The sequence below is a fragment of the Lactococcus sp. UBA7128 genome, from assembly GCF_002492185.1.
Classification (GTDB): domain Bacteria; phylum Bacillota; class Bacilli; order Lactobacillales; family Streptococcaceae; genus Lactococcus; species Lactococcus muris.
Genome location: NZ_DKXK01000025.1, coordinates 1 through 19,787, shown reverse-complemented (window position 1 = coordinate 19,787; position 19,787 = coordinate 1). Strand labels below are relative to the sequence as shown.

Annotated in this window: 18 protein-coding genes, 2 tRNA genes and 1 pseudogene; 17 read left to right on the top strand and 4 right to left on the bottom strand. The window is 37.8% G+C overall.

Features of this window, described 5'->3' with window-relative positions; genetic code table 11:
• Positions 1-159: 159 nt before the first annotated feature.
• The 3 genes from B4H39_RS03430 to der all read left to right on the top strand — a co-directional run bounded on the left by B4H39_RS03430 (position 160) and on the right by der (position 4,317).
• Positions 160-780, top strand: coding sequence for a hypothetical protein (locus B4H39_RS03430; RefSeq protein ID WP_251421942.1), 621 nt, complete (start codon positions 160-162; stop codon positions 778-780).
• A gap of 1,029 nt (positions 781-1,809) precedes the next feature.
• On the top strand, positions 1,810-2,835 hold the full coding sequence (locus B4H39_RS03425; RefSeq protein WP_251421944.1) for an AI-2E family transporter: 1,026 nt from the start codon (positions 1,810-1,812) through the stop codon (positions 2,833-2,835).
• Between the two features lie 171 nt (positions 2,836-3,006).
• Positions 3,007-4,317, top strand: a complete 1,311-nt coding sequence (gene der / locus B4H39_RS03420) for a ribosome biogenesis GTPase Der (RefSeq protein ID WP_202230552.1) — start codon at positions 3,007-3,009, stop codon at positions 4,315-4,317.
• A 67-nt stretch (positions 4,318-4,384) separates the two neighbouring features.
• Here der and B4H39_RS03415 read toward each other — a convergent pair whose 3' ends face one another.
• A complete protein-coding gene (locus tag B4H39_RS03415; protein ID WP_251421947.1) occupies positions 4,385-5,083 on the bottom strand; it encodes an LrgB family protein in 699 nt (232 codons plus the stop codon).
• The gene (locus tag B4H39_RS03410) at positions 5,083-5,478 is read right to left on the bottom strand and encodes a CidA/LrgA family protein (protein ID WP_251421950.1); all 396 of its coding nucleotides are present in this window, start codon (positions 5,476-5,478) and stop codon (positions 5,083-5,085) included. Before B4H39_RS03410 ends, B4H39_RS03415 begins: the two co-directional genes overlap by 1 nt.
• A 275-nt stretch (positions 5,479-5,753) precedes the next feature.
• On the opposite strand from B4H39_RS03410, the gene rimP reads away from it, so the two are divergent.
• The 12 genes and pseudogenes from rimP to B4H39_RS03350 all read left to right on the top strand — a co-directional run.
• A complete protein-coding gene (gene rimP, locus B4H39_RS03405) occupies positions 5,754-6,230 on the top strand; it encodes a ribosome maturation factor RimP (protein WP_202230547.1) in 477 nt (158 codons plus the stop codon).
• Between the two features lie 68 nt (positions 6,231-6,298).
• On the top strand, positions 6,299-7,426 hold the full coding sequence (gene nusA, locus B4H39_RS03400) for a transcription termination factor NusA (protein ID WP_251421953.1): 1,128 nt from the start codon (positions 6,299-6,301) through the stop codon (positions 7,424-7,426).
• Positions 7,427-7,430: 4 nt separating this feature from the next.
• Positions 7,431-7,757, top strand: a complete 327-nt coding sequence (gene rnpM / locus B4H39_RS03395) for an RNase P modulator RnpM (protein ID WP_202230543.1) — start codon at positions 7,431-7,433, stop codon at positions 7,755-7,757.
• A gap of 1 nt (position 7,758) precedes the next feature.
• On the top strand, positions 7,759-8,064 hold the full coding sequence (locus B4H39_RS03390) for a YlxQ-related RNA-binding protein (RefSeq protein WP_251421957.1): 306 nt from the start codon (positions 7,759-7,761) through the stop codon (positions 8,062-8,064).
• An 18-nt stretch (positions 8,065-8,082) separates the two neighbouring features.
• Positions 8,083-10,782, top strand: coding sequence for a translation initiation factor IF-2 (infB, locus tag B4H39_RS03385; protein ID WP_251421960.1), 2,700 nt, complete (start codon positions 8,083-8,085; stop codon positions 10,780-10,782).
• A gap of 38 nt (positions 10,783-10,820) precedes the next feature.
• Positions 10,821-11,177 carry a 30S ribosome-binding factor RbfA gene (rbfA, locus tag B4H39_RS03380; RefSeq protein WP_202230538.1) on the top strand — a complete coding sequence of 119 codons (357 nt, stop codon included), beginning with the start codon at positions 10,821-10,823 and terminating at the stop codon, positions 11,175-11,177.
• A 266-nt stretch (positions 11,178-11,443) separates the two neighbouring features.
• The gene (gene manA, locus B4H39_RS03375; protein WP_251421963.1) at positions 11,444-12,400 is read left to right on the top strand and encodes a mannose-6-phosphate isomerase, class I; all 957 of its coding nucleotides are present in this window, start codon (positions 11,444-11,446) and stop codon (positions 12,398-12,400) included.
• A 258-nt stretch (positions 12,401-12,658) separates the two neighbouring features.
• Positions 12,659-13,300: a hypothetical protein gene (locus B4H39_RS03370; RefSeq protein ID WP_251421965.1), complete on the top strand. Its 642-nt coding sequence runs from the start codon at positions 12,659-12,661 to the stop codon at positions 13,298-13,300.
• A 5-nt stretch (positions 13,301-13,305) separates the two neighbouring features.
• Complete coding sequence (locus tag B4H39_RS03365) at positions 13,306-13,560, top strand: hypothetical protein (protein ID WP_202230535.1); 255 nt, start codon at positions 13,306-13,308, stop codon at positions 13,558-13,560.
• Between the two features lie 562 nt (positions 13,561-14,122).
• Positions 14,123-14,210: transfer RNA gene (locus tag B4H39_RS03360), tRNA-Ser, on the top strand.
• Between the two features lie 98 nt (positions 14,211-14,308).
• Positions 14,309-14,827, top strand: coding sequence for a hypothetical protein (locus tag B4H39_RS03355; RefSeq protein ID WP_251421967.1), 519 nt, complete (start codon positions 14,309-14,311; stop codon positions 14,825-14,827).
• Between the two features lie 347 nt (positions 14,828-15,174).
• Positions 15,175-15,297, top strand: a pseudogene (locus B4H39_RS03350) (transposase); the annotation flags it as partial.
• Positions 15,298-15,328: 31 nt separating this feature from the next.
• Here B4H39_RS03350 and B4H39_RS03345 read toward each other — a convergent pair.
• Both B4H39_RS03345 and B4H39_RS03340 read right to left on the bottom strand, forming a co-directional pair.
• Positions 15,329-15,401, bottom strand: a tRNA-Arg gene (locus B4H39_RS03345).
• A 26-nt stretch (positions 15,402-15,427) separates the two neighbouring features.
• Positions 15,428-16,420, bottom strand: a complete 993-nt coding sequence (locus B4H39_RS03340) for a Gfo/Idh/MocA family protein (protein WP_251421996.1) — start codon at positions 16,418-16,420, stop codon at positions 15,428-15,430.
• Between the two features lie 317 nt (positions 16,421-16,737).
• On the opposite strand from B4H39_RS03340, the gene udk reads away from it, so the two are divergent.
• Positions 16,738-17,367, top strand: coding sequence for a uridine kinase (udk, locus tag B4H39_RS03335; RefSeq protein ID WP_237459947.1), 630 nt, complete (start codon positions 16,738-16,740; stop codon positions 17,365-17,367).
• A gap of 1,369 nt (positions 17,368-18,736) precedes the next feature.
• Positions 18,737-19,717 (top strand): phosphate acetyltransferase, encoded by a 981-nt coding sequence (gene pta, locus B4H39_RS03330; protein ID WP_202230531.1) that lies wholly within the window; start codon positions 18,737-18,739, stop codon positions 19,715-19,717.
• Positions 19,718-19,787: the final 70 nt, after the last annotated feature.

Below are 19,787 nucleotides of genomic sequence, written 5' to 3'. Positions count from 1 at the left end.
TACACCTTGTTCTATAGATTATAGAGTCATTTTGCAGCACTAATGATTCTTGCCATAAACGCAAGTAATAAAAAAATAGTCTTACTAATTTCATGATAACGCTTTACTTTCGGTTGTTAAAGTGATTTAATGGGGGCATCAAGTCATAAGGAGATTCGTGTGAAAAAATCGATTGCCATCTTAGCAATAGCACCTATTTTATTTTCTGCTATAGCATCTTTGAGGGTAAACAGTGCGTCGGCAGACCAAGTTAACACATCTATAACTACAGATGTACAAAAAAGTTTAGAGCATCCACTTTCTTCAGATTTTATTAATAAATTTGACCAATCTATCAAATTATTAGGGAATAAATTTATTATTGATACCAATAAATTACCCAAAGATATTGCTTCAGAGGAGTTATCAAAATTAAAAGCACTAATTTCTCAAAAAAATGAAATTATTTCAGATTCTGAAAATTTGAAAAATGGAACAAGAATTGAACAAAATAATAACTCTGTAACTATTATTTCAAATTCTGGAAATAGCGGATTATTAAGATTTAGAGAAGGAAGCAATTACGTCCATGTTTATTGGTGGGGGTTACGTATCGGTCTATCTAAGTCAACTGTAAATGGAATAGGAACTGGTGTTGCTATCGGTGGAGTATGGATTCCTGAACCTACTGTATCTAAGATTTTAGCTTCTTTGGGCATTCTTGCAGCAGCCTCTCCTGGTGGTATTGTTTTCAATTCCACTCCGCCTATTGCAGTTTTCTGGGGAGCTGAATTTCAATAAAATAATGAGGAGTCTTATTTATGAAGCTAAAAATCTTTCAAACTATTCTTTGTATATTGATTTTTGTTCTTCCTTTTGTTTTTCCAGACCTCAAATGGTTATACATCCCGTTCTTACTTATATTTTTATTGTCTTTATGGCTTCCATGCAAGAGAAATTAAAGTATATTATTTTATTTTATTGCTGCATTTCAAGTAGGATGTACAATAGGTTCGGTTTATGTTCCAGCAAGAGCAGTTATAGCTGCTCTTGGAGTATTAGGACTGGCAGCAAGTAATATTCCAGGAGGTATTGTTTTTAACTCATCTCCTCAATTTGTTCCTATTGCAGGCTCAGGAGCCATAGTTTGGGGAGTAGGTTTTCAATGAACAATTATAACCGAATTTATAAATGTGTTGCAATAATTCTAATTTTAATTAGCTTATTTATCTCTTTTGTGTTGAACAGTAGTTTTTGGGGGCAATTGATATTAAATATACTGTTAGCAGCAGTTGTGATAATAAATATTATAGGTATTATTTTAGACAAAAAAAATAAAAAATAGGCAAAGCGCTATGTGAGTATCAAAAATCAAGAGTAACATTTTAATCTCAGACTGTAGCCGAACAGTCCTTTTATGATGCTCATTACGTTAAGAGGCTCGCAAATTGTTGAGCTGATTTTTGACACCCAATCTGAAAAATATTAAAACAGATTACCAGAAGACAACAGAGCTCGAATACTTATAAGCATTATGCTACTCTAAGATTGAAAGAGATGAAGGTTTATGCTTTGGCTTTGACTGGGGAAGTGTGTGTGTTCCTATGGTGGGAGTGAGACTAATTTCTCTTTTATGCGGGCAAGCTCAAGACTTAGGCAAGTAGCTTTTAGTCACTTTAAGAAGGAGGAGGGACCTGTGTCTCACACTCTATAGTCTGAGATACGTCTTTGGATGTATCTTTTTCTATACTGAACATGATATAATTTAGATGTCTGAAAATTTTAAGCTGGAATTGTTTAACTTAATAAGAAATGGATAAAGGAAGAATCATGGAATACTACCAAAAGTTTATAAAAAATGAGAAGCTACGCAGATGGATGGTCTTAGCATTTTTGGTCGTTATGCTCTATTTTTTGAGAAGCATTCTCCCACTCACGCTTTTGACCTTCGTGTTTAGCTATCTCGCTTATCGATTTGTAAGTTTTGTTGAGAGAAAAATAAAACTCCCCGGAAAAATAAGTGGTTTTATCCTTTATGGAGTAATTCTCTTTTTAGCTTATTTGGGAATTACAGAGTATATTCCTGTTTTGGTCAATCAAGTTACACATTTAATCAATGCAGTGAACAAGTTTTATCAAAGCAATAATCACGGAGGGAGTACTCTGATGGATTCGATTTATACGCTTTTCAAGGAATACAATCTTGCAGATAAAATTCAAAGCAGTTTGGGAACACTTGTTAACTATTTGACTAGTTTTGGAAAGGGATTATTGATAGTTCTTTTTGCTTTTTTAATGAGTTTCTTTTTTACGATTGATCGTAAGGAAACCAACAAGTTTTCAAAACTTTTCCTAAAAAGTGATTTTGCATGGTTCTTTGAAGACACCTACTATCTTGTCAGCAAATTCTTTACTGGATTTGGTGTAGTATTGGAAACACAGTTTATTATCGCAGTGGTTAACACTCTTTTAACGATTGTAGCACTAAGTTTCATGGGATTTCCTGAACTATTGAGTCTAGGAGTAATGATTTTCCTGCTTAGTCTTATTCCTGTGGCTGGAGTTCTAATCTCTTGTGTACCTTTATCGATTATTGGCTATTCAATTGGTGGGATTAAGGACGTTATTTTGGTTTTACTGATTATAGCCCTGATTCATGCTCTGGAATCTTATGTGCTGAATCCACATCTTATGGCGCACAAGGCAAAGCTGCCGATGTTTTATACCTTTGTCATTCTTTTTTTAGGGGAACATTTCTTTGGCGTTTGGGGGTTAATTGTAGGTATTCCAATTTTTAACTTTGCTTTAGATTTACTCGGCGTTAAAGAGATTCCGATTAAAAACATAAAAAAATAATTTTGAGTACTCTGAGTTTTTTGTCACACTTTTGAAGTGAAAGGGCAGAGCTATAAAAAAAGTCAGTAAAATGTTACAATTACAGTGTATGCTTTTTCTCTTTCGTGTGGAAAGAAGAGGGTGAATAAGAGAAAAGAGCTTATTACTGATAAGAAAAGGATAAAAAAATAAATGACACTACCTACAGTAGCTATTGTTGGCCGACCGAATGTTGGGAAGTCCACAATTTTTAACCGTATTGCTGGGGAACGTATCTCGATTGTTGAAGATGTTCCTGGAGTGACACGTGACCGTATTTATGCCACAGGCGAGTGGCTGAATAAAAAATTCTCACTTATTGATACAGGAGGGATTGAACTTTCGGATGAGCCTTTCATGACACAAATCCGTGCCCAAGCAGAGATTGCGATGGAAGAAGCGGATGTCATTGTTGCCGTTGTGGATGGCGAAACAGGGATTACAGATGCTGACGAACATGTGGCGCAAATCCTCTATCGAACAGACAAACCAGTTATCCTCGTTGTCAATAAAGTGGATAACCCTGAACGTCGCATGGAAATTTTCGACTTCTACTCACTCGGACTTGGAGAACCTTATCCAGTATCCGCTGTTCACGGCTTGGGAACAGGGGATCTTCTTGATGCAATCATTGAAAATCTCCCAACAGAAACAGAAGAAGAAAATCCAGATGTCATCAAGTTCAGTTTGATTGGTCGACCAAATGTTGGTAAATCGAGTTTGATTAATGCCATTCTTGGAGAAGAGCGTGTCATTGCCAGCCCTGTGGCAGGTACAACGCGTGATGCGATTGATACAAGTTTTACGGATGCTGAAGGGCAAGAGTTCCTCATGATTGATACAGCAGGGATGCGTAAATCAGGGAAAATTTATGAAAACACAGAAAAATACTCTGTGATGCGCGCCATGCGTGCCATTGATCGGAGCGATATTGTCCTCATGGTTATCAATGCAGAAGAAGGAATTCGTGAATATGACATGCGCATCGCAGGTTTCGCGCATGATGCCGGCAAGGGAATTCTTCTCGTGGTCAACAAGTGGGACACACTTGAAAAAGATAACTACACCATGAAAAAATTTGAGGAAGATATCCGCTGGAAATTTAAATTTCTTGATTATGCGCCGATTGTGTATGTTTCAGCTAAAACAGGTCAACGTCTCCACAAACTTCCAGATATGATTAAGGAAATTCATCATTCTCAAAATCTCCGTATTTCAAGTTCTGTCTTGAATGATGTCATTATGGATGCGGTAGCGATTAATCCGACACCGACAGATAAAGGGAAACGTTTGAAGATTTTCTATGCAACACAAGTTGCAGTGAAGCCCCCAACATTTGTAATCTTCGTTAATGAAGAAGAACTCATGCATTTCTCTTATATGCGCTTCTTAGAAAATCAAATCCGTAAAGCCTTTGTCTTTGAAGGTACACCGATTCATTTGATTGCACGTAAGCGTAAATAATAAAAAAGCTTGAAGTTAATTTTCAAGCTTTTTATCATAACTTATCGGCACTTCACGCAGACATGTCTCAATACCCAAGAATAATATGAGCCACTAAGGGTGCAAAAATAACATACATAATCCCAGTTACACCAATAGCTAAAGCTCCCATTGCACCTTGAACTTTTCCCAGTTCAATGGCAGTACCTGTGCCCACAGCATGTCCAGTGCCGCCAAGAACGACACCTTGGGCAACAGAATCTTCAATTTTAAAGAGTTTCATCAATGACACACCAAGAACACTGGTTAGGATTCCGGTAGCCACGACGACCACAACCGTAATCGTTGTAACACCTTGCATTTTTTCCGTTATTCCAATAGCCATAGCAGTGGTTACAGATTTTGGAAAAAGAGACAAGGAAGCTAATTTTGATAAACCAAAAAATTTTAACAATAAGGCTGTAATAACTGTATTGATAAGGGCAGCAGCAGCGATACTGATTAAAATAGAGCGTGCATGGTGTTTCATAAGCTGAAAGGTTTTATACAAAGGAATACCTAAGGCAACAGTTGAAGGACCAATCAAGTCATTTAATATCGCGCCTCCTTTGTAATAATTCTCATAGGGTATTTTAGCTACCACCAAAATCAAAATAATAACGAGAGTAGCAAAAAGCAAAGGATTTGTCCAAGGTTTACGTATATTTTCATTGATACGTACACCAACAATAAATATTAAAAGTGTCAGAGTTAATCCAAACAGCGGGCTAGAAGTAATGGTATCCATCAGTGTACCTCTCTTTTATTTTTTAATAATTCAGGTTCGAGGTAATCCCCCTCATATTTGACTTTGATAAATTGAACCAAATGACCTAAAACAAAGACATTCACGATAAGGGCAAGAAGAATAATCAAGGCTATTTGCCACCAAAAGTTGGAAATTAAGGGCCATTTGGCCATGATGCCCACTCCAGCAGGTAAGAATAAAATCGTCATGTTATTGATTAAGAAGCTTCCAACTTCATCCACATCGGTGAATTTTAAAACCTTAAATTGCAGCGCAAGGAATAAAAAAATCATTCCTAAAATACTTCCGGGAATAGGAAGATGCAAACTGTTCGATAGCGTATCTCCCGCAAAAGAAAAACCAAAAATAATAAGTAATTGAAAATAAATTTTCATAAAAATCTCCTATAAATTACACTCTTTTTATCATAGCCCTTTAAGACCAGATTATCAAGAATTTTAAGAAGGAGCCACAGAATGCCAAGGAAGATATCTAAAGTACTTCATGGAAATAAGGGCAGTATTTGAGCAGATGTCCGTGGGAAATTTTTTTCATAATCACGGGGCTTGACATCGAGTTAAAATATGTTATAATAGGTCTAAATAAAAACTACTAGAAAGGAGCGTTCGAGGGAGCGCTCTTTCTGTGTTGTTTTCTGAAAGGAGAAGAGATGTCAGAAACACTTGTGAAAACAGTGGAGGAATTCATCTTGCCTCACTTACCAGAGGAGTTTGAACTTATCGATGTCGAGTGGGAGAAGCTTGGCGGGGATATGGTTTTGCGACTCTTGGTAGACAAGGCGGAAGGAATTACCATTCAAGACACAGCAGACTTAAGTGAAATTCTTTCGCCCTTGCTGGATACTATTTCACCAGACCCCTTCCCGACAGAGGGTTATATGCTTGAAGTAGTCAGTCCTGGTGCTGAACGTCCACTTAAAAAGGCTGAGCATTTTCGAGATGCTGTTGGTGATTATATTCTTGTAAAGCTTTATCAAAAAATCGAAGGCGAAAAAGAATTCGTTGGTGATTTGGTGAAGTACGAGGATAACATCTTGACTGTTGAGTATATGGACAAAGCCCGTAAGAAAACAGTTGAAATTCCAGCAGATAAGATTTCAAAAGCAACGACTTTGGTTAAGCTTTAAGAAATCTTGACACTAAAAATAAAAATTAAAATATTTTCCAAAAAACGCAAGAAAGAGGAAAAAGCAAAATGAGCAAGGAAATGCTTAACGCCTTTGCAATGCTAGAAGAAGAAAAAGGCATTAAACAAGAGATAGTTATTGAAGCTATTGAGCAAGCTATCACGGCAGCTTATAAACGCCAATATGGTCAAGCGCAAAATGTAAAAGTTATTTTTGATGAAAAAAAAGGGAACTTCAATGTTTATTCGACACGTGAAGTCGTTGATGAAGTCTTTGACAGTCGTCTTGAAATTTCGCTTGAAGATGCCCAAGAACTTAACCCACATTATGAAATTGGCGACAAAATCATGTTTGAAGAAAAACCAAAAGATTTTGCACGTACAGCAGCTGGTGCGGCCAAGCAAGTAATTATGCAAAAAATGCGTGAAGAAGAACGCACAATCATCTATAACGAGTATAGCCGTTATAAAGATGAAATTATCACAGGAACAGTTGAAAAAGTTGATGCACGTGCCGTTTATGTTAACTTGGGACGCGTTGATGCACTCTTAACAGCAAAAGATCGTATCAGTCAAGAAAGTTATCATGTTGGAGACAAGGTTAAAGTCTATGTGACGGATGTTCTTTTGACTCCTAAAGGTACGCGTGTATTTATTAGCCGGACAGCACCAGATATGCTCAAACGTATGTTTGAAAAAGAAATTCCTGAAGTTTACGATGGAACAGTGGAAATCAAATCGGTTGCGCGGGATGCAGGCGATCGTGCGAAAGTTATCGTTGAGAGTCATGATGAGAATGTGGATGCCATAGGTACTATGGTTGGTACAAAAGGCGCACGTATTCAAGGAATTATCCGTGAGCTTTCGGGGGAAAAGATGGATATCATCGAATACAATGCCGACAAAGCAACACTGATTGCTAATGCGCTCAAACCTGCACGCATCGAACAGGTGGCGATTCGTGAAGATGGTTCAGCAATTGCAGTTGTTGCTCAAGATCAATTGTCATTGGCTATCGGTAAACGAGGCCAAAACGTCCGCCTTGCAGCCCATGTTACTAATTGTAAAATCGACATCAAGTCAGAAGAAGATTTCCAAAAAGAAATGGTTGAGCTTGATGCACTTGTTGAAGAAGTGGATGAATTTACAGAAGAAGTTGCTGAAGCTGTTTTAGAAGAAGCAAGCACTGAAGAATAAGCCTATGAAACAAAGAAAAACTCCCATGAGAAAATCAGTAGTATCTGGTGAACAAATCGCGAAACGAGACCTTTTACGTATTGCTTTTAACAAAGAAGGGGAAATTTCTATTGACCCGACAGGAAAAGCACATGGACGAGGGGCTTACATTGCTTTATCCAATGAAGAAGCACAACTTGCCAAAAAAAGACGTGTCTTTGATCGTACATTCAGTACAAAAATCGCAGATGAGTTTTATGATGAACTGATCAATTATGTTGAACACCAAGTCGCGCGCCGTGAGTTAGCAGGAGCTACATACTCGGTAGACTTAGCACCGGATTACGACTAATATGGATAGTACAAAACAAATATTAAACTTACTCGGTCTTGCCAAGCGTGCAGGAAAAGTTATCACAGGCGAGGAGCTAGTCGTCAAAGCCATTCAAATAGGTAGAGCAAGCTTAGTTTTCGTCGCGCATGATGCTTCCGAGAATTTAATCAAAAAAATCACCGATAAATCGAGTTACTATGAGGTAAGCGTGTTACAAACGTTCTCAGTAAATGAACTGTCAATGGCAATTGGAGCTAACCGAAAGGTATTAGCTATTGCTGATGATGGATTTGCAAAGAAAATGGAGAGCCTTATGACTAACTAAAAAATAAGGAGGGCAACATTGTCTGATAAAAAACGAATTAATCAAATCGCAAAAGAAACAGGATTGAAAAATGCTGAACTTGTGTCAGCAGCACAAGAATTGGGAATGGCTGTTAAAGCTCACTCAAGTTCGGTAACAGAAGCCGAAGCAGAAAAAATCATTGCACATGTCAAATCAGGCGTGATGGCAAGTGAGAATGCCTCACTCTCAGTAAAAAATGCTGACTCAAAAGCCGGGAAGAAAAAAGAGGATGCACCACGCACATTTGCAGGGAAAGCGGTTGTTGAAGATCCTGCCATCCTAGCGCGCATTAAAGCTAAAGAAGAGGCAGAAAAGGCTGCGAAACTTGAGGCAGAAGCTAAAGTTGAGCCAAAAGTAGAAGAAACCCAAGCAGTAAAACAAGAACAAACAGTGCCAAAAGTAGAGAAAAAATCAGAAGCTCCAGCAACGAAAAAGCAAGAAGATAAAACTACTGAGCCAGTGAAAGAAGAACCGAAAAAAGCATTGGATAAAAAACCAAGGATTCAGATTAAAGTTGTAAAACGTGCAGAAGACATCAAAAAAGAAGCAGCGAAGAAAGATGCTGCTCGTCAAGAACTCCGTCAAAATGATCGCCGTAACAACGACAACCGCCGTGGAGGCCAAGGACGCAATCAAAACGATAACCGTCGCAAAAATGATAACCAAAATCGCGGAGGCAAGTTTGAAAGCACCCCTTCAGCAGAAGTATTCACTGCTCCAGTAGCTCCAGCTAAGAGTAATAGCCGTCGAGACCGTGAGCGCAAGAAAAATGAGCACAACAAAACTTCAGAAGGCCGTCGCCCAGGTGGACCACTTCGCGTTAATGATAGCCGAAATCAAGTCCGTAATGCACGCAACTCAAATTGGAATCAAAAGGGCCGTCGAGGGAAAAATCAACAATCGACTGCTCCAGTATCTACACGTAAATTCCATGAATTACCAGAATCAGTAGAATATGCTGAAGGGATGAATGTTCAAGACATTGCTAAAGCTATCAAACGTGAACCAGCAGAAATCATCAAAAAACTTTTCATGATGGGGACAATGGTTAATCAAAATCAATCTCTTGACGAAGATACCTTAGAATTGATTCTCATGGATTATGGCATTACGCCTATTAAAAAAGTTGAAGAAGATGCATCTGATATTGAGCGTCTCTTTGTTGAAGAAGGCTATCTGAACGAAGAGGAGATGGTGGAACGTCCAGCAGTTGTTACGATTATGGGGCACGTCGATCATGGTAAAACAACCTTGCTTGATCGCTTCCGTGAGTCACGTGTCACTGAAGGAGAAGCTGGTGGTATCACGCAGCATATCGGCGCTTATCAAATCAAAGCGGGAGATAAGAAGATTACCTTCTTGGATACACCTGGACATGAGGCTTTCACAAGCATGCGTGCACGTGGTGCCTCAGTAACAGATATTACAATTTTGGTTGTTGCTGCTGATGATGGTGTCATGCCGCAAACGATTGAAGCCATCAACCACTCAAAAGCTGCTGGAGTTCCGATTATCGTTGCGATTAATAAAATTGATAAGCCAGGGGCTAATCCGCAACGTGTTATTCAAGAGCTGGCTGAACATGGTGTAATGTCACAAGCTTGGGGTGGAGAATCTGAGTTTGTTGAAATTTCAGCCAAGTTCAATCAAAACCTTGATGCTCTTTTGGAAACCATCTTGCTTGTTGCTGAAATACAAGAACTCAAAGCAGACCCAACAGTACGTGCGATTGGTACAGTAGTTGAAGCACGTCTGGATCAAGGCCGTGGTGCTATTGCAACACTTTTAGTACAACAAGGTACACTTCATATGCAAGATCCAATCGTTGTTGGTAATACTTACGGACGTGTACGGACGATGACGAATGACCTTGGCCGTCGTATCAAAGAAGCCTCACCGTCAACGCCAGTCGAATTGACAGGTTTATCTGATGTACCACAAGCTGGTGATCACTTCGCTGTTTTTGAAGATGAAAAATCTGCACGAGCAGCCGGTGAAGAACGTGCCAAACGTGCCCAACTGATTAAACGTCAAAGCACGCGCCGTGTCAGTCTTGACAATCTTTTTGATACTCTTAAAGAAGGACAAGTTAAAACTGTTAATATCATCATTAAGGCAGACGTGCAAGGGACAGCGGAAGCCTTAGCGGCCTCTCTTCAAAAGATTGATGTTGAAGGTGTAAAAGTGGATATCGTCCATGCTGCTGTAGGTGCTATCAGTGAGTCAGATGTGTCACTAGCTGCAGCCTCAAATGCGATCATTATCGGTTTCAACGTACGTCCAACAGGTCTAGCGCGTGAGCAAGCAGAACATGAAGATGTAGATATTCGTCTCCACAGCATCATCTATAAAGTTATTGAGGAAATCGAAACAGCCATGCGTGGTATGCTTGATCCTGAATACAAAGAAGAAATTATCGGTGAAGCAGTTGTTCGTGAAACATTTAATGTTTCTAAAGTTGGTACTATTGCTGGCTTTATGGTCATTCGTGGTAAAGTTCAACGTGATGCCAGCGTTCGTGTAATCCGTGATGGTGTTGTTATTCATGACGGAGCTATTGCTAGCTTGAAACACTATAAGGATGATGTGAAAGAAGTTGGTAATGCACAAGAGGGTGGTTTGATGATTGAAAACTACAATGACATTCTTGTCGATGACACTTTCGAAGTCTATAAAATGGTTGAAATTAAACGTTAAGGATAATTTCTATAAAAAAATAAAAAAGGAGAATAAGTATGGGCACTTCCTTCCGCAGTGATCGTGTGGCTGTTGAAATTCAACGTGAAATTAATGACATTTTACGCCACAAGATTCGCGACCCCCGCGTTCAAGAAGTGAATATCACAGATGTTCAGGTGACTGGTGATTTGAGTCAAGCTACCGTTTACTATAGTCTGCTTTCAACTCTTGCCAGTGACAATGAAAAAGCTAAGAAAGGTCTGGAAAAAGCTACGGGTCTTATTAAGCGCGAATTAGCGCAACGTATGACCATGTATCGCATCCCGGATTTGAAGTTTGCCAAAGATGAATCTGTCGAATACGGTTCAAAAATCGATGAACTTCTCCGCAATTTGAATAAATCAGAAGAGTGATCCAAAAAATAAGCCTTAAGTTTTGAAGGCTTATTTTTTTAGAGAGAAGTTTGAAGTAATAAAGGAACTTAAAGATTATCCTGTCCGTAGGTTTACAGTAATTCATAGGAGTGTACCAACCTGAAAAAATTTTATTTTTATCGAAGGCAAAACCGATGAAAACGATGCGCGAAAGATATAGAATCTATTTATGTGTTATAGATACCGGAAATTTCCAAATATGTGCTATAATGAACGAAGTGATAATAAACAGTTGAGGAGAAAAAATGTCAGTAGAACCTTTATTTCTAGATTCCGTATTGCAAGAGAAACTCTGGGGTGGCGAACATCTTAAAAGCTTTGGTTATGATTTACCTTCCGATAAAATTGGAGAATATTGGGCAATTTCGGCTCACCCACATGGTGTATCAACCATAAAAAATGGTCAATTTTCTGGGCAAAAGCTTGATAAGGTATTTGATCAGCATCGTGAGCTTTTTGGTAATACTGATGAGAAAGTCTTTCCACTCCTGACAAAAATTTTGGATGCTAATGATTGGCTTTCTGTCCAAGTTCATCCGAATGACGAATATGGTATGAAACATGAGGGAGAGCTCGGAAAAACCGAATGCTGGTATATCATTTCTGCAGAAGAAGACTCTGAAATTATTTATGGTCATAATGCAACATCCCGTGAAGAACTGAAGAAAATGATTCAATCTGCTGACTGGAGTCACCTCCTTCGCAAAGTGAAAGTCAAAGCCGGAGACTTTTTTTATGTACCAGCAGGAACGATGCACGCTATCGGTGCGGGCATTGTTATCCTGGAAACACAACAATCCAGTGATACGACTTACCGTGTATATGACTTTGACCGCAAAGATGACCAAGGCAATCTTCGTGAGTTGCATATCCAGCAGTCTATTGATGTGCTACATATCCCAGGAGACCAAACACCAGAAAATAAGATTCAGGTCATTAAGGGAGAGAATGCTGACTTAAGTACCTTGGTCAACTCAGAGTTCTTTGATGTTTACAAATGGTCAATCCATGGTAGACAAGCTTTTGAAGCAAGAGCAGACTATATGCTGGTTTCAGTTCTTGAGGGGCAAGGGGAACTTATTGTGGCAGACAATACTTATCCACTATCGAAGGGAGACCACTTTATTCTTCCTACAGGCATTGATAAATGGGAACTTTCAGGAAATATGGAAATTATTGCAAGTAATCCAGTCGCCCACTAATAGAAAAGCGAAACGTCTTTACGGACGTTTTTTTATGTATAATTTTAGATTTTAAACAAAGCATGCCATATTTGGCTTTCAGAATCATCTGAATATTGTCTTAAATTCAGCCTTGCTTAAGGTTGGCTTGTTAAGCTTTTCTCAAGAACATAGATGAAAGCCTTTTCGTGAAAGGAGCAGAAAATTTAGAAGAGGGATTTGCAAATGAGTGAGCTAGAAAAAAATAGTTCAATTCAAAGTTGAGAAAGGAAGAGCTTATTGAACAAAAAATTAAAGAAAGTTATGATTATGAGCATTTCAGGACTAACTTTGTTATCAGCAACGTTACCCTCAGCAGTTGGTGTAGTTCAAGCAAATGATGTAAATTTAGTGCAAGAGCGAGCTCCAGAAAAATTTGAGATTTACAATGATACCGTACACCTCGATATTACAGAAGATATAAAAACTGATGTTGCCTTGTCTGACCAAGATCAAAAAATAGCCGATGCTATCGCAGATTTTTATTCATTTGATAAAAATGGTAATGCTCAGTTTAATGCAACAGTCAAGGATTTAACTGCCCTTGGGATTTCAGAAAAAGATGCGAAGTTGATTATCGCAGATGCAGGTAATGTACAAGAGAGCCCCCTGCGTGCTCGGGGATTTGTAGGACTACATATTAACTTAGGACCAAGAGTTCGGTCAATGAATGCTTGGGCAGCGGGCCTTTATGCGGGAGGACAAGTTAAATTTGCATTAAAAATTTTTGCAACAACCCCACATACGGCAGGTGTCGTTGCTATTATTGCAGGAGGTGTTGTAGGAGCTGTTCGAGAGGCGGTACAAAATAGAGTTCGCCGTGTAAGTGTCGGTGTCTACATTCCACGTGTCTCTTTGTCTCGAACAGTATCACTTCCATAATGCCTATGAGTAAAAATAAAAACCGTGCTTATTATGTCTTTACATTTGTAGTGATTTTTTCTGTGTTGCTTCTGTTTTCTGAGCGGATGACACTTATAGAGATGGTTCTTCTCTTCTTTATCTCTATTCCCATATATGCTTTAGGAATCTATCATGGCAAAAAGAAACAAAGGCTCAGAGCATTACACCGCACAAAAAAAGCTCAAGAACGAAAAGATGAAGAAGATCGTTCAGAAAAATTAAATAATGAAATGAAGTAAGAGGGATTAAGAAAAGAGGTTGTAGGGTCTGAAACTGCTGAAAATCAATACTAAATCATGAAAGCAAAACAGTGGAATAGCTTCAACTACACGGTTCTATTTTTATAGATTTTGGATAAGCAGGGCTTTTCATCAGCATTGAAAACTGTCTTATCCTTTTGTTTTCAACACGATACTTCAGGACTAAATAAATCATTTTTGTTTCACTTTATTTTGATTTGAGCCATTTTTAAGAAATAAGCAGTACAATACATATGTTCCGATAAAATTTTTTCATAAAACTCCTTACTCTTCCGTGACAATATGGGAGAGTTTTTTCTTGAATTCAACTCCTCGAAATTATGAGGATAAAATGTGGTTTTACAAGAAGCTTGATAGAGCGAGGAGTAAAATATATGGAAGGGGAGATTTTCAAACAAAATATTTTCATGAAATCAAGCCACACATATAAACACATCATTATCCTGGAACAGTCCGAAGGTTTTCTTGATTAGATGAGTTTAGTTTCACATTTATAATGATAATATGATATAATATGTTCTGAAGTGTTTTGCTTCTATTTGGAGAATTACTCAAGAGGCTGAAGAGGTACGCTTGGAAAGTGTATAGGTGGGTAAAACCGCGCATGGGTTCGAATCCCATATTCTCCTTAAAATATTTCTTTAGGATTTACTTATCAAGAAGATTTAATGGAAATTTTTTTATTTACCCATAAATTTGCCCCTTTTCATTTTAAGGAGTTAATATTTTGACGGAAATTATAACTGCAGCCATTACTTCAGTAATTGGTGCAATTGTTTCTTTTTTTGTTCTAAGGATACAATTAAGAGAGGAGAAACTGGCTTTCCTGTCCTTTGAAGAACGATATTCTAAGATAAAAAATATGGGAGATACTTCTGCGTTTAATGTATCCATATACAGAATTACTCCCAATCTAGATAAAAAAGATTCTATTGTGTCCCTTATTCATAACATTAGGACTATAAAAGTAAATGAAGAAGTTAAGCTAAATAACTCCGAGGATAATCTTCCCATTGGACACAATGACTATTATATTTTGCAGTTCCTTTGCTTAAACGGAAAATACTATCATCAAATATATCAAATAAATACTGGACGTGGTGATGCGGGAGAGCTAAGAATACCAATTAAAGTCTCTATGAAAAAAACGTTCCCAACTTATTCAATAGATAAGGAAAAATTTTTCATACCAAGGAAGATAAGAAAGCTTACAAAAAGAGTAAAGCGATTAGAAAAAGAATCCTAGTTAGTATTAACTAGGATTCTTTTTCTAAAGACTACTAATTTTATCAAATCCCTTATTTTCAATCTCCCTAAATAAATGTCTATAGGTTCTCTAACAAAGTGGCCTAATACTTTTGCAGTAACATATTCTCCTTCTGCATTGGATTTCTGAAGAAGAATCATTCAAAAATCACAAAAACGGAACCTTGACATCCAGGTTCCATTTTTTATTCTGGCTTCGAGCCAGTCGGCAACGAAGTTGACGATGAAAAAACCACCCGTTGAACGGGTGGCTGATAAGGCTTATAGCCTCCATTTCTTTCTCCTAGTATAATTAGAGTGTTCAGGCTCAAAAAGAAGGAGAAAGAAATGGCAAAAACTAGCTACAGCTTATCACATACCAAATGGATGTGCAAATATCATATCGTTTTTACTCCAAAGTATAGACGAAAAGTGATTTATAATAATGTTCGTTCAGACTTTCATGATTTATCGGTAGCTTTTTCAAAACAATTGCTTTTGATGATCCCTGCCAGATTCGAACTGGCGATTCAGACTTAGGAGGTCCGGGTTATATCCAATTTAACTAAGGGATCAGAAGACTCCTTCAAGGAGCCAGAGATTAATTTTTGTCTGCTTCAAAGACGATTCCAGCGCTTTGGCGCATCATATAACTTGTTTCTGAAACATCTTGGGCCAGTTGATGCAAAGATTTATAAAGTGCATGCGCGGCTGGCGTTGACTTCGTTTCGATAATTTCAGCGAAGTGGAGTGCCTCATCGTAGAGAGAGTGTTTTGGAGGGGTGATTTTAAGGACTTCCTTGCTGCCATCATATTTGATAAATTTGGCAGAGGTAATTGCATGAACACCATCCAAAATTAAAGTACCTTGGTCTGTATAAATCTCGGATGAAAGATAGCTTGTTAGATTTCCAGCGCATTTGATAGCGACTTTAAAATCCCCATAGTCTAGGCTACCAATACCAGAAATATCTACACCACTCGGTAAAATTACGGCATCATAGCAGGCAGATTGCGGTTTATCAAACCAGTAGATAGCTGCATAGAGCAAATAAACGCCTAAGTCAGCAAGCAACCCACCAGAAAATTTACTGTTAAATTTATTAGGAAGTTTCCCAGCTAAGAGAGCAGGCATTTTAGAAGAATATTTTGAATAGGTAAAATCAGCGCCCACTATTTTTTTGTCCGCTAAGAACAAGTTGATTGTCTCAAAAGATGCTTCATGGATGTTTCGTGCAGCTTCAAAAAAGAGAACATTATTTTCATCTGAAAGCCTAATGATTTCAGAGAGTTCTTGCGGATTTGAAAAAGCTGGTTTTTCTACAATAATATTCTTTCCAGCTAAAATTGCTGCTTTGGCTTGCTCAAAGTGGATAGCGTTAGGACTTGCAATGTAGACAATGTCCAAATCATGCTTAAAAAAATCATCTAAGTCATCATAAAGTTCAACGTCATCAAAGTCCTCAGTAAACGACACTGCACTTTCAAGATTACGCGAGTAAACAGCTTCAAGGCTATATTTTTTTGTGAGGTGGGCCGCTTCTACAAAAGAACCGCTAATCCACCCTGTACCGATAATTCCAAGTTTAAGCATCATACTCCATTTCCTATCTGAAATTTACTAAATCTATTATAGCAAATTTTTTCGTAAAACTCATGTAAAATTTGTGATGCTGAATATGAAAAGTATCTTTTTAATTTCAAGGGATACAGGAGAGAAGCAATTATTGAGAATGTCACTTTTCATTGGAACTTGAATGATAATGATAATAGTATATAGCGCATATAAAAACGAATAGGATTTTGGGAGGCGTTTCAAAACTGAATGAACTTTAGTTTTGTGATAAAATTAAGTGGAATAACACAATATCCGTGAAGAGAAACTAGAGTGGATATGTAAAGTATGGAGAAATGATTTTGAAAAAACCATTGATTATCGGTGTGACAGGGGGATCAGCAAGTGGAAAAACCAGCGTCTCCCATGCTATTTTATCTATGTTTAAGGATGAAAAGATTGCTATGATTGAGCATGACAGTTACTATAAAGATCAATCACAGCTGACATTTGAAGAACGTACAAAAACAAACTATGATCATCCATTAGCCTTTGATACGGACTATCTGATTGCTCAGTTGAAAGAGCTGCAAAATGGGCGTGCCGTTGATATTCCGACCTATGATTATGCCAAGCACACACGAAGTGAAAAAACTTATCGTCAAGAACCTGTAGATGTCTTGATTGTAGAAGGAATCTTGGTTTTAGAAAATGAAAAGTTACGTAATTTGATGGATATTAAAGTCTTTGTAGATACGGATGATGATGTGCGTATTATTCGTCGTATTCGTCGTGATATTGAGGAACGCGGCAGAACTTTAGATTCTGTAATCACGCAATACATGACCGCTGTTAAACCAATGTATCACCAGTTTATTGAACCAACCAAACGTTATGCTGATGTGATTATTCCAGAAGGCGTGTCAAATACTGTCGGAGTAGATATTTTAACGACCAAGATAGCAAGTATTTTACATGAAGAATAATATAGAAACAATTGGAAGACTTTCTTTTTATTAATGACAATTACTGGCTGGAAGGATTTTACCTAAAGTGCTGCTTATCTTAGTAGGGTCTGGTACAGTTGTAAATCAAATGCTATAGAATAAAAGATGTGAAATACAATACGATATTTCACATCTTTTTTTGAGGTGAATATTATGGTATTTACTTTGTTCTTAAATTGCCAATCGTCTTGAAAAAGTTTCCTTTAGTGAATAGATTTTATTAAAAATAACTATTTTTATCATAAATGATTGTTTAAATAGCTATAAAATGGCAACTTTTTATACTTGAAACTTTCTAACTAAAACATGATAATATTATTGTCGGCATTGCTCAATCAGAGATAAAATTACTGAATTGTATTTATACTTTCATCACTTAAACCTTAAGAATGGATGACACCATATGCTTCTAGAGTTGCTCATTTATTCTTTTTGTAGAAATAGAAAGGAGAAAAATGAAAAAAGCAAAACTCTTTAATTCTGCTAAAGCAGGATGCCCAACATATTACAGTTGGAGTACAACTGGATTGGTAAAATAATTATCGGAAATAAGCAACATTACATTTTCATTTATAAACATTGTCATTTGTCAAGAAAACTTCCCTTTTTGGGTATAATGGGAGTAGGTATGACGTTCTAGAGAGACTTTTTGAACATCTGCGAGAAATGGCGCATATCTACACAAAGAAGACTGTCAAAGGAATACAGATGTTGTCGGTAAATAGGTTGCTGGTGCTGATATGGTGTATGATGGATTGTATATATAATTTAACAACATCTTATTGTTTCTAAATGCAGTGTGATTGTTTAGCGGGCTCTATTATAGAAAATAGAGCTTTTACTGTGGGCGGCACCATAGTCGATTGTCAAGGTATTAAGCAGGTTGTCTTTTAAAAATAAGTCTATGTTTGTTGAGAATGTTTCAGCTTCTTAAAACGGAGTGGGGGCTGGAAATGGTTTTTCAAGGCTCGGTTAATTAAGAAATAACTGCTTCTTATGGACGTGCATTCAAGCAGGGTTCCAAGAGATAATAAGTGGACAATGCTTTGTGATAGGGCGAATAATCTGGCTACTCTCATGGTTCTCGGAGTCGGTTGGAGGTAAGCTTAGCCTTGCGTTGACAAAGCTGAGTAAATATAAAAAACGATAAGATAGTCCTGAGTCTTTGGAGGATTCTTTGATTTCTGGCCGTTTAATCAAGCTTATCACGGTCGAAATTTCACGTTTCATTTTGCAGTTTCAGCAATTGCATCCTAATATCCAAAAAAACGTTTACATAAGTAGGCATTTTTTGTGACTTTGTGATATAATCAATAATGAAATTCTAAAAATAGTAAAAGGAAGAATTATGGAACTCTTTGAATCGCTCAAACAAAAAATTTCTGGCAAAGGTCTACAAATTGTCTTTCCAGAGGGAACCGATGCACGTGTTCTCGGCGCTGCTAACCGTCTCTATGCAGACAAGCTCATTACGCCCGTGTTTATTGGGAATATTTCGGAAGTAACAGGGACTTTGATTTCTCGTGGGATTAATCCAGAAGGTTTCCAAATCTACGATCCGTTGAACTGTAGTCGTTTTGAAAAGATGGTGGAAATTTTTATTGAACGTCGTAAGGGTAAGGTGACTGAGGAGCAGGCGCGTGAAATTTTGAAAGACCCAAATTATTTTGGAACAATGCTTGTTCACATGGGAATCGCAGATGGTATGGTTTCAGGAGCAGTTCACTCAACGGCAGATACTGTACGTCCAGCTTTGCAAATCATCAAGACGAAACCAGGGGTGAAGTCTGTATCCGGTGCCTTTATCATGGTTCGTGGTCGCGATGATAATGAAAAATATATCTTCGGAGACTGTGCGATTAATATTAATCCAGATGCGAACACTTTGGCAGACATTGCTGTTGCTTCGGCAGAAACAGCAAAACTTTTCAATATTGAGCCAAAAGTTGCGATGCTTTCATTCTCAACAAAAGGTTCAGGGAAGTCAGATGATGTGACGAAAGTAGTTGAAGCAACCGCTCTCGTAAAAGAAGCACATCCAGAAATTGATGTTGATGGTGAACTGCAGTTTGATGCGGCTTTCTCCCCTGCTGTAGCACGACAAAAAGCACCAGAAAGTTCAGTTGCTGGCCATTCAAATGTCTTCATCTTCCCAGATATCCAATCTGGGAATATCGGCTATAAAATTGCGCAACGCTTGGGGAACTTTGAAGCGATTGGTCCAATCTTACAAGGCTTGAATGCACCAATCTCTGACCTTTCTCGTGGAAGTAATGAGGAAGATGTTTATAAACTTGCCATCATTACAGCAGCGCAAGCACTCAAATAACACAGAAGCATTCAAAAAATCATGACGCTGTCGTGGTTTTTTATTATCATTCTTTCTGCTTTAGCAGATT

Bases quoted from the DNA above. Each gene is read 5' to 3' on its own strand.
- B4H39_RS03425 (WP_251421944.1), top strand. From the start codon at position 1,810: ATGGAATACTACCAAAAGTTTATAAAAAATGAGAAGCTACGCAGATGG.
- der (WP_202230552.1), top strand. From the start codon at position 3,007: ATGACACTACCTACAGTAGCTATTGTTGGCCGACCGAATGTTGGGAAG.
- B4H39_RS03415 (WP_251421947.1), bottom strand. From the start codon at position 5,083: ATGGATACCATTACTTCTAGCCCGCTGTTTGGATTAACTCTGACACTT.
- B4H39_RS03410 (WP_251421950.1), bottom strand. From the start codon at position 5,478: ATGAAAATTTATTTTCAATTACTTATTATTTTTGGTTTTTCTTTTGCG.
- rimP (WP_202230547.1), top strand. From the start codon at position 5,754: ATGTCAGAAACACTTGTGAAAACAGTGGAGGAATTCATCTTGCCTCAC.
- nusA (WP_251421953.1), top strand. From the start codon at position 6,299: ATGAGCAAGGAAATGCTTAACGCCTTTGCAATGCTAGAAGAAGAAAAA.
- rnpM (WP_202230543.1), top strand. From the start codon at position 7,431: ATGAAACAAAGAAAAACTCCCATGAGAAAATCAGTAGTATCTGGTGAA.
- B4H39_RS03390 (WP_251421957.1), top strand. From the start codon at position 7,759: ATGGATAGTACAAAACAAATATTAAACTTACTCGGTCTTGCCAAGCGT.
- rbfA (WP_202230538.1), top strand. From the start codon at position 10,821: ATGGGCACTTCCTTCCGCAGTGATCGTGTGGCTGTTGAAATTCAACGT.
- manA (WP_251421963.1), top strand. From the start codon at position 11,444: ATGTCAGTAGAACCTTTATTTCTAGATTCCGTATTGCAAGAGAAACTC.
- B4H39_RS03365 (WP_202230535.1), top strand. From the start codon at position 13,306: ATGAGTAAAAATAAAAACCGTGCTTATTATGTCTTTACATTTGTAGTG.
- B4H39_RS03340 (WP_251421996.1), bottom strand. From the start codon at position 16,420: ATGCTTAAACTTGGAATTATCGGTACAGGGTGGATTAGCGGTTCTTTT.
- udk (WP_237459947.1), top strand. From the start codon at position 16,738: ATGATTTTGAAAAAACCATTGATTATCGGTGTGACAGGGGGATCAGCA.
- pta (WP_202230531.1), top strand. From the start codon at position 18,737: ATGGAACTCTTTGAATCGCTCAAACAAAAAATTTCTGGCAAAGGTCTA.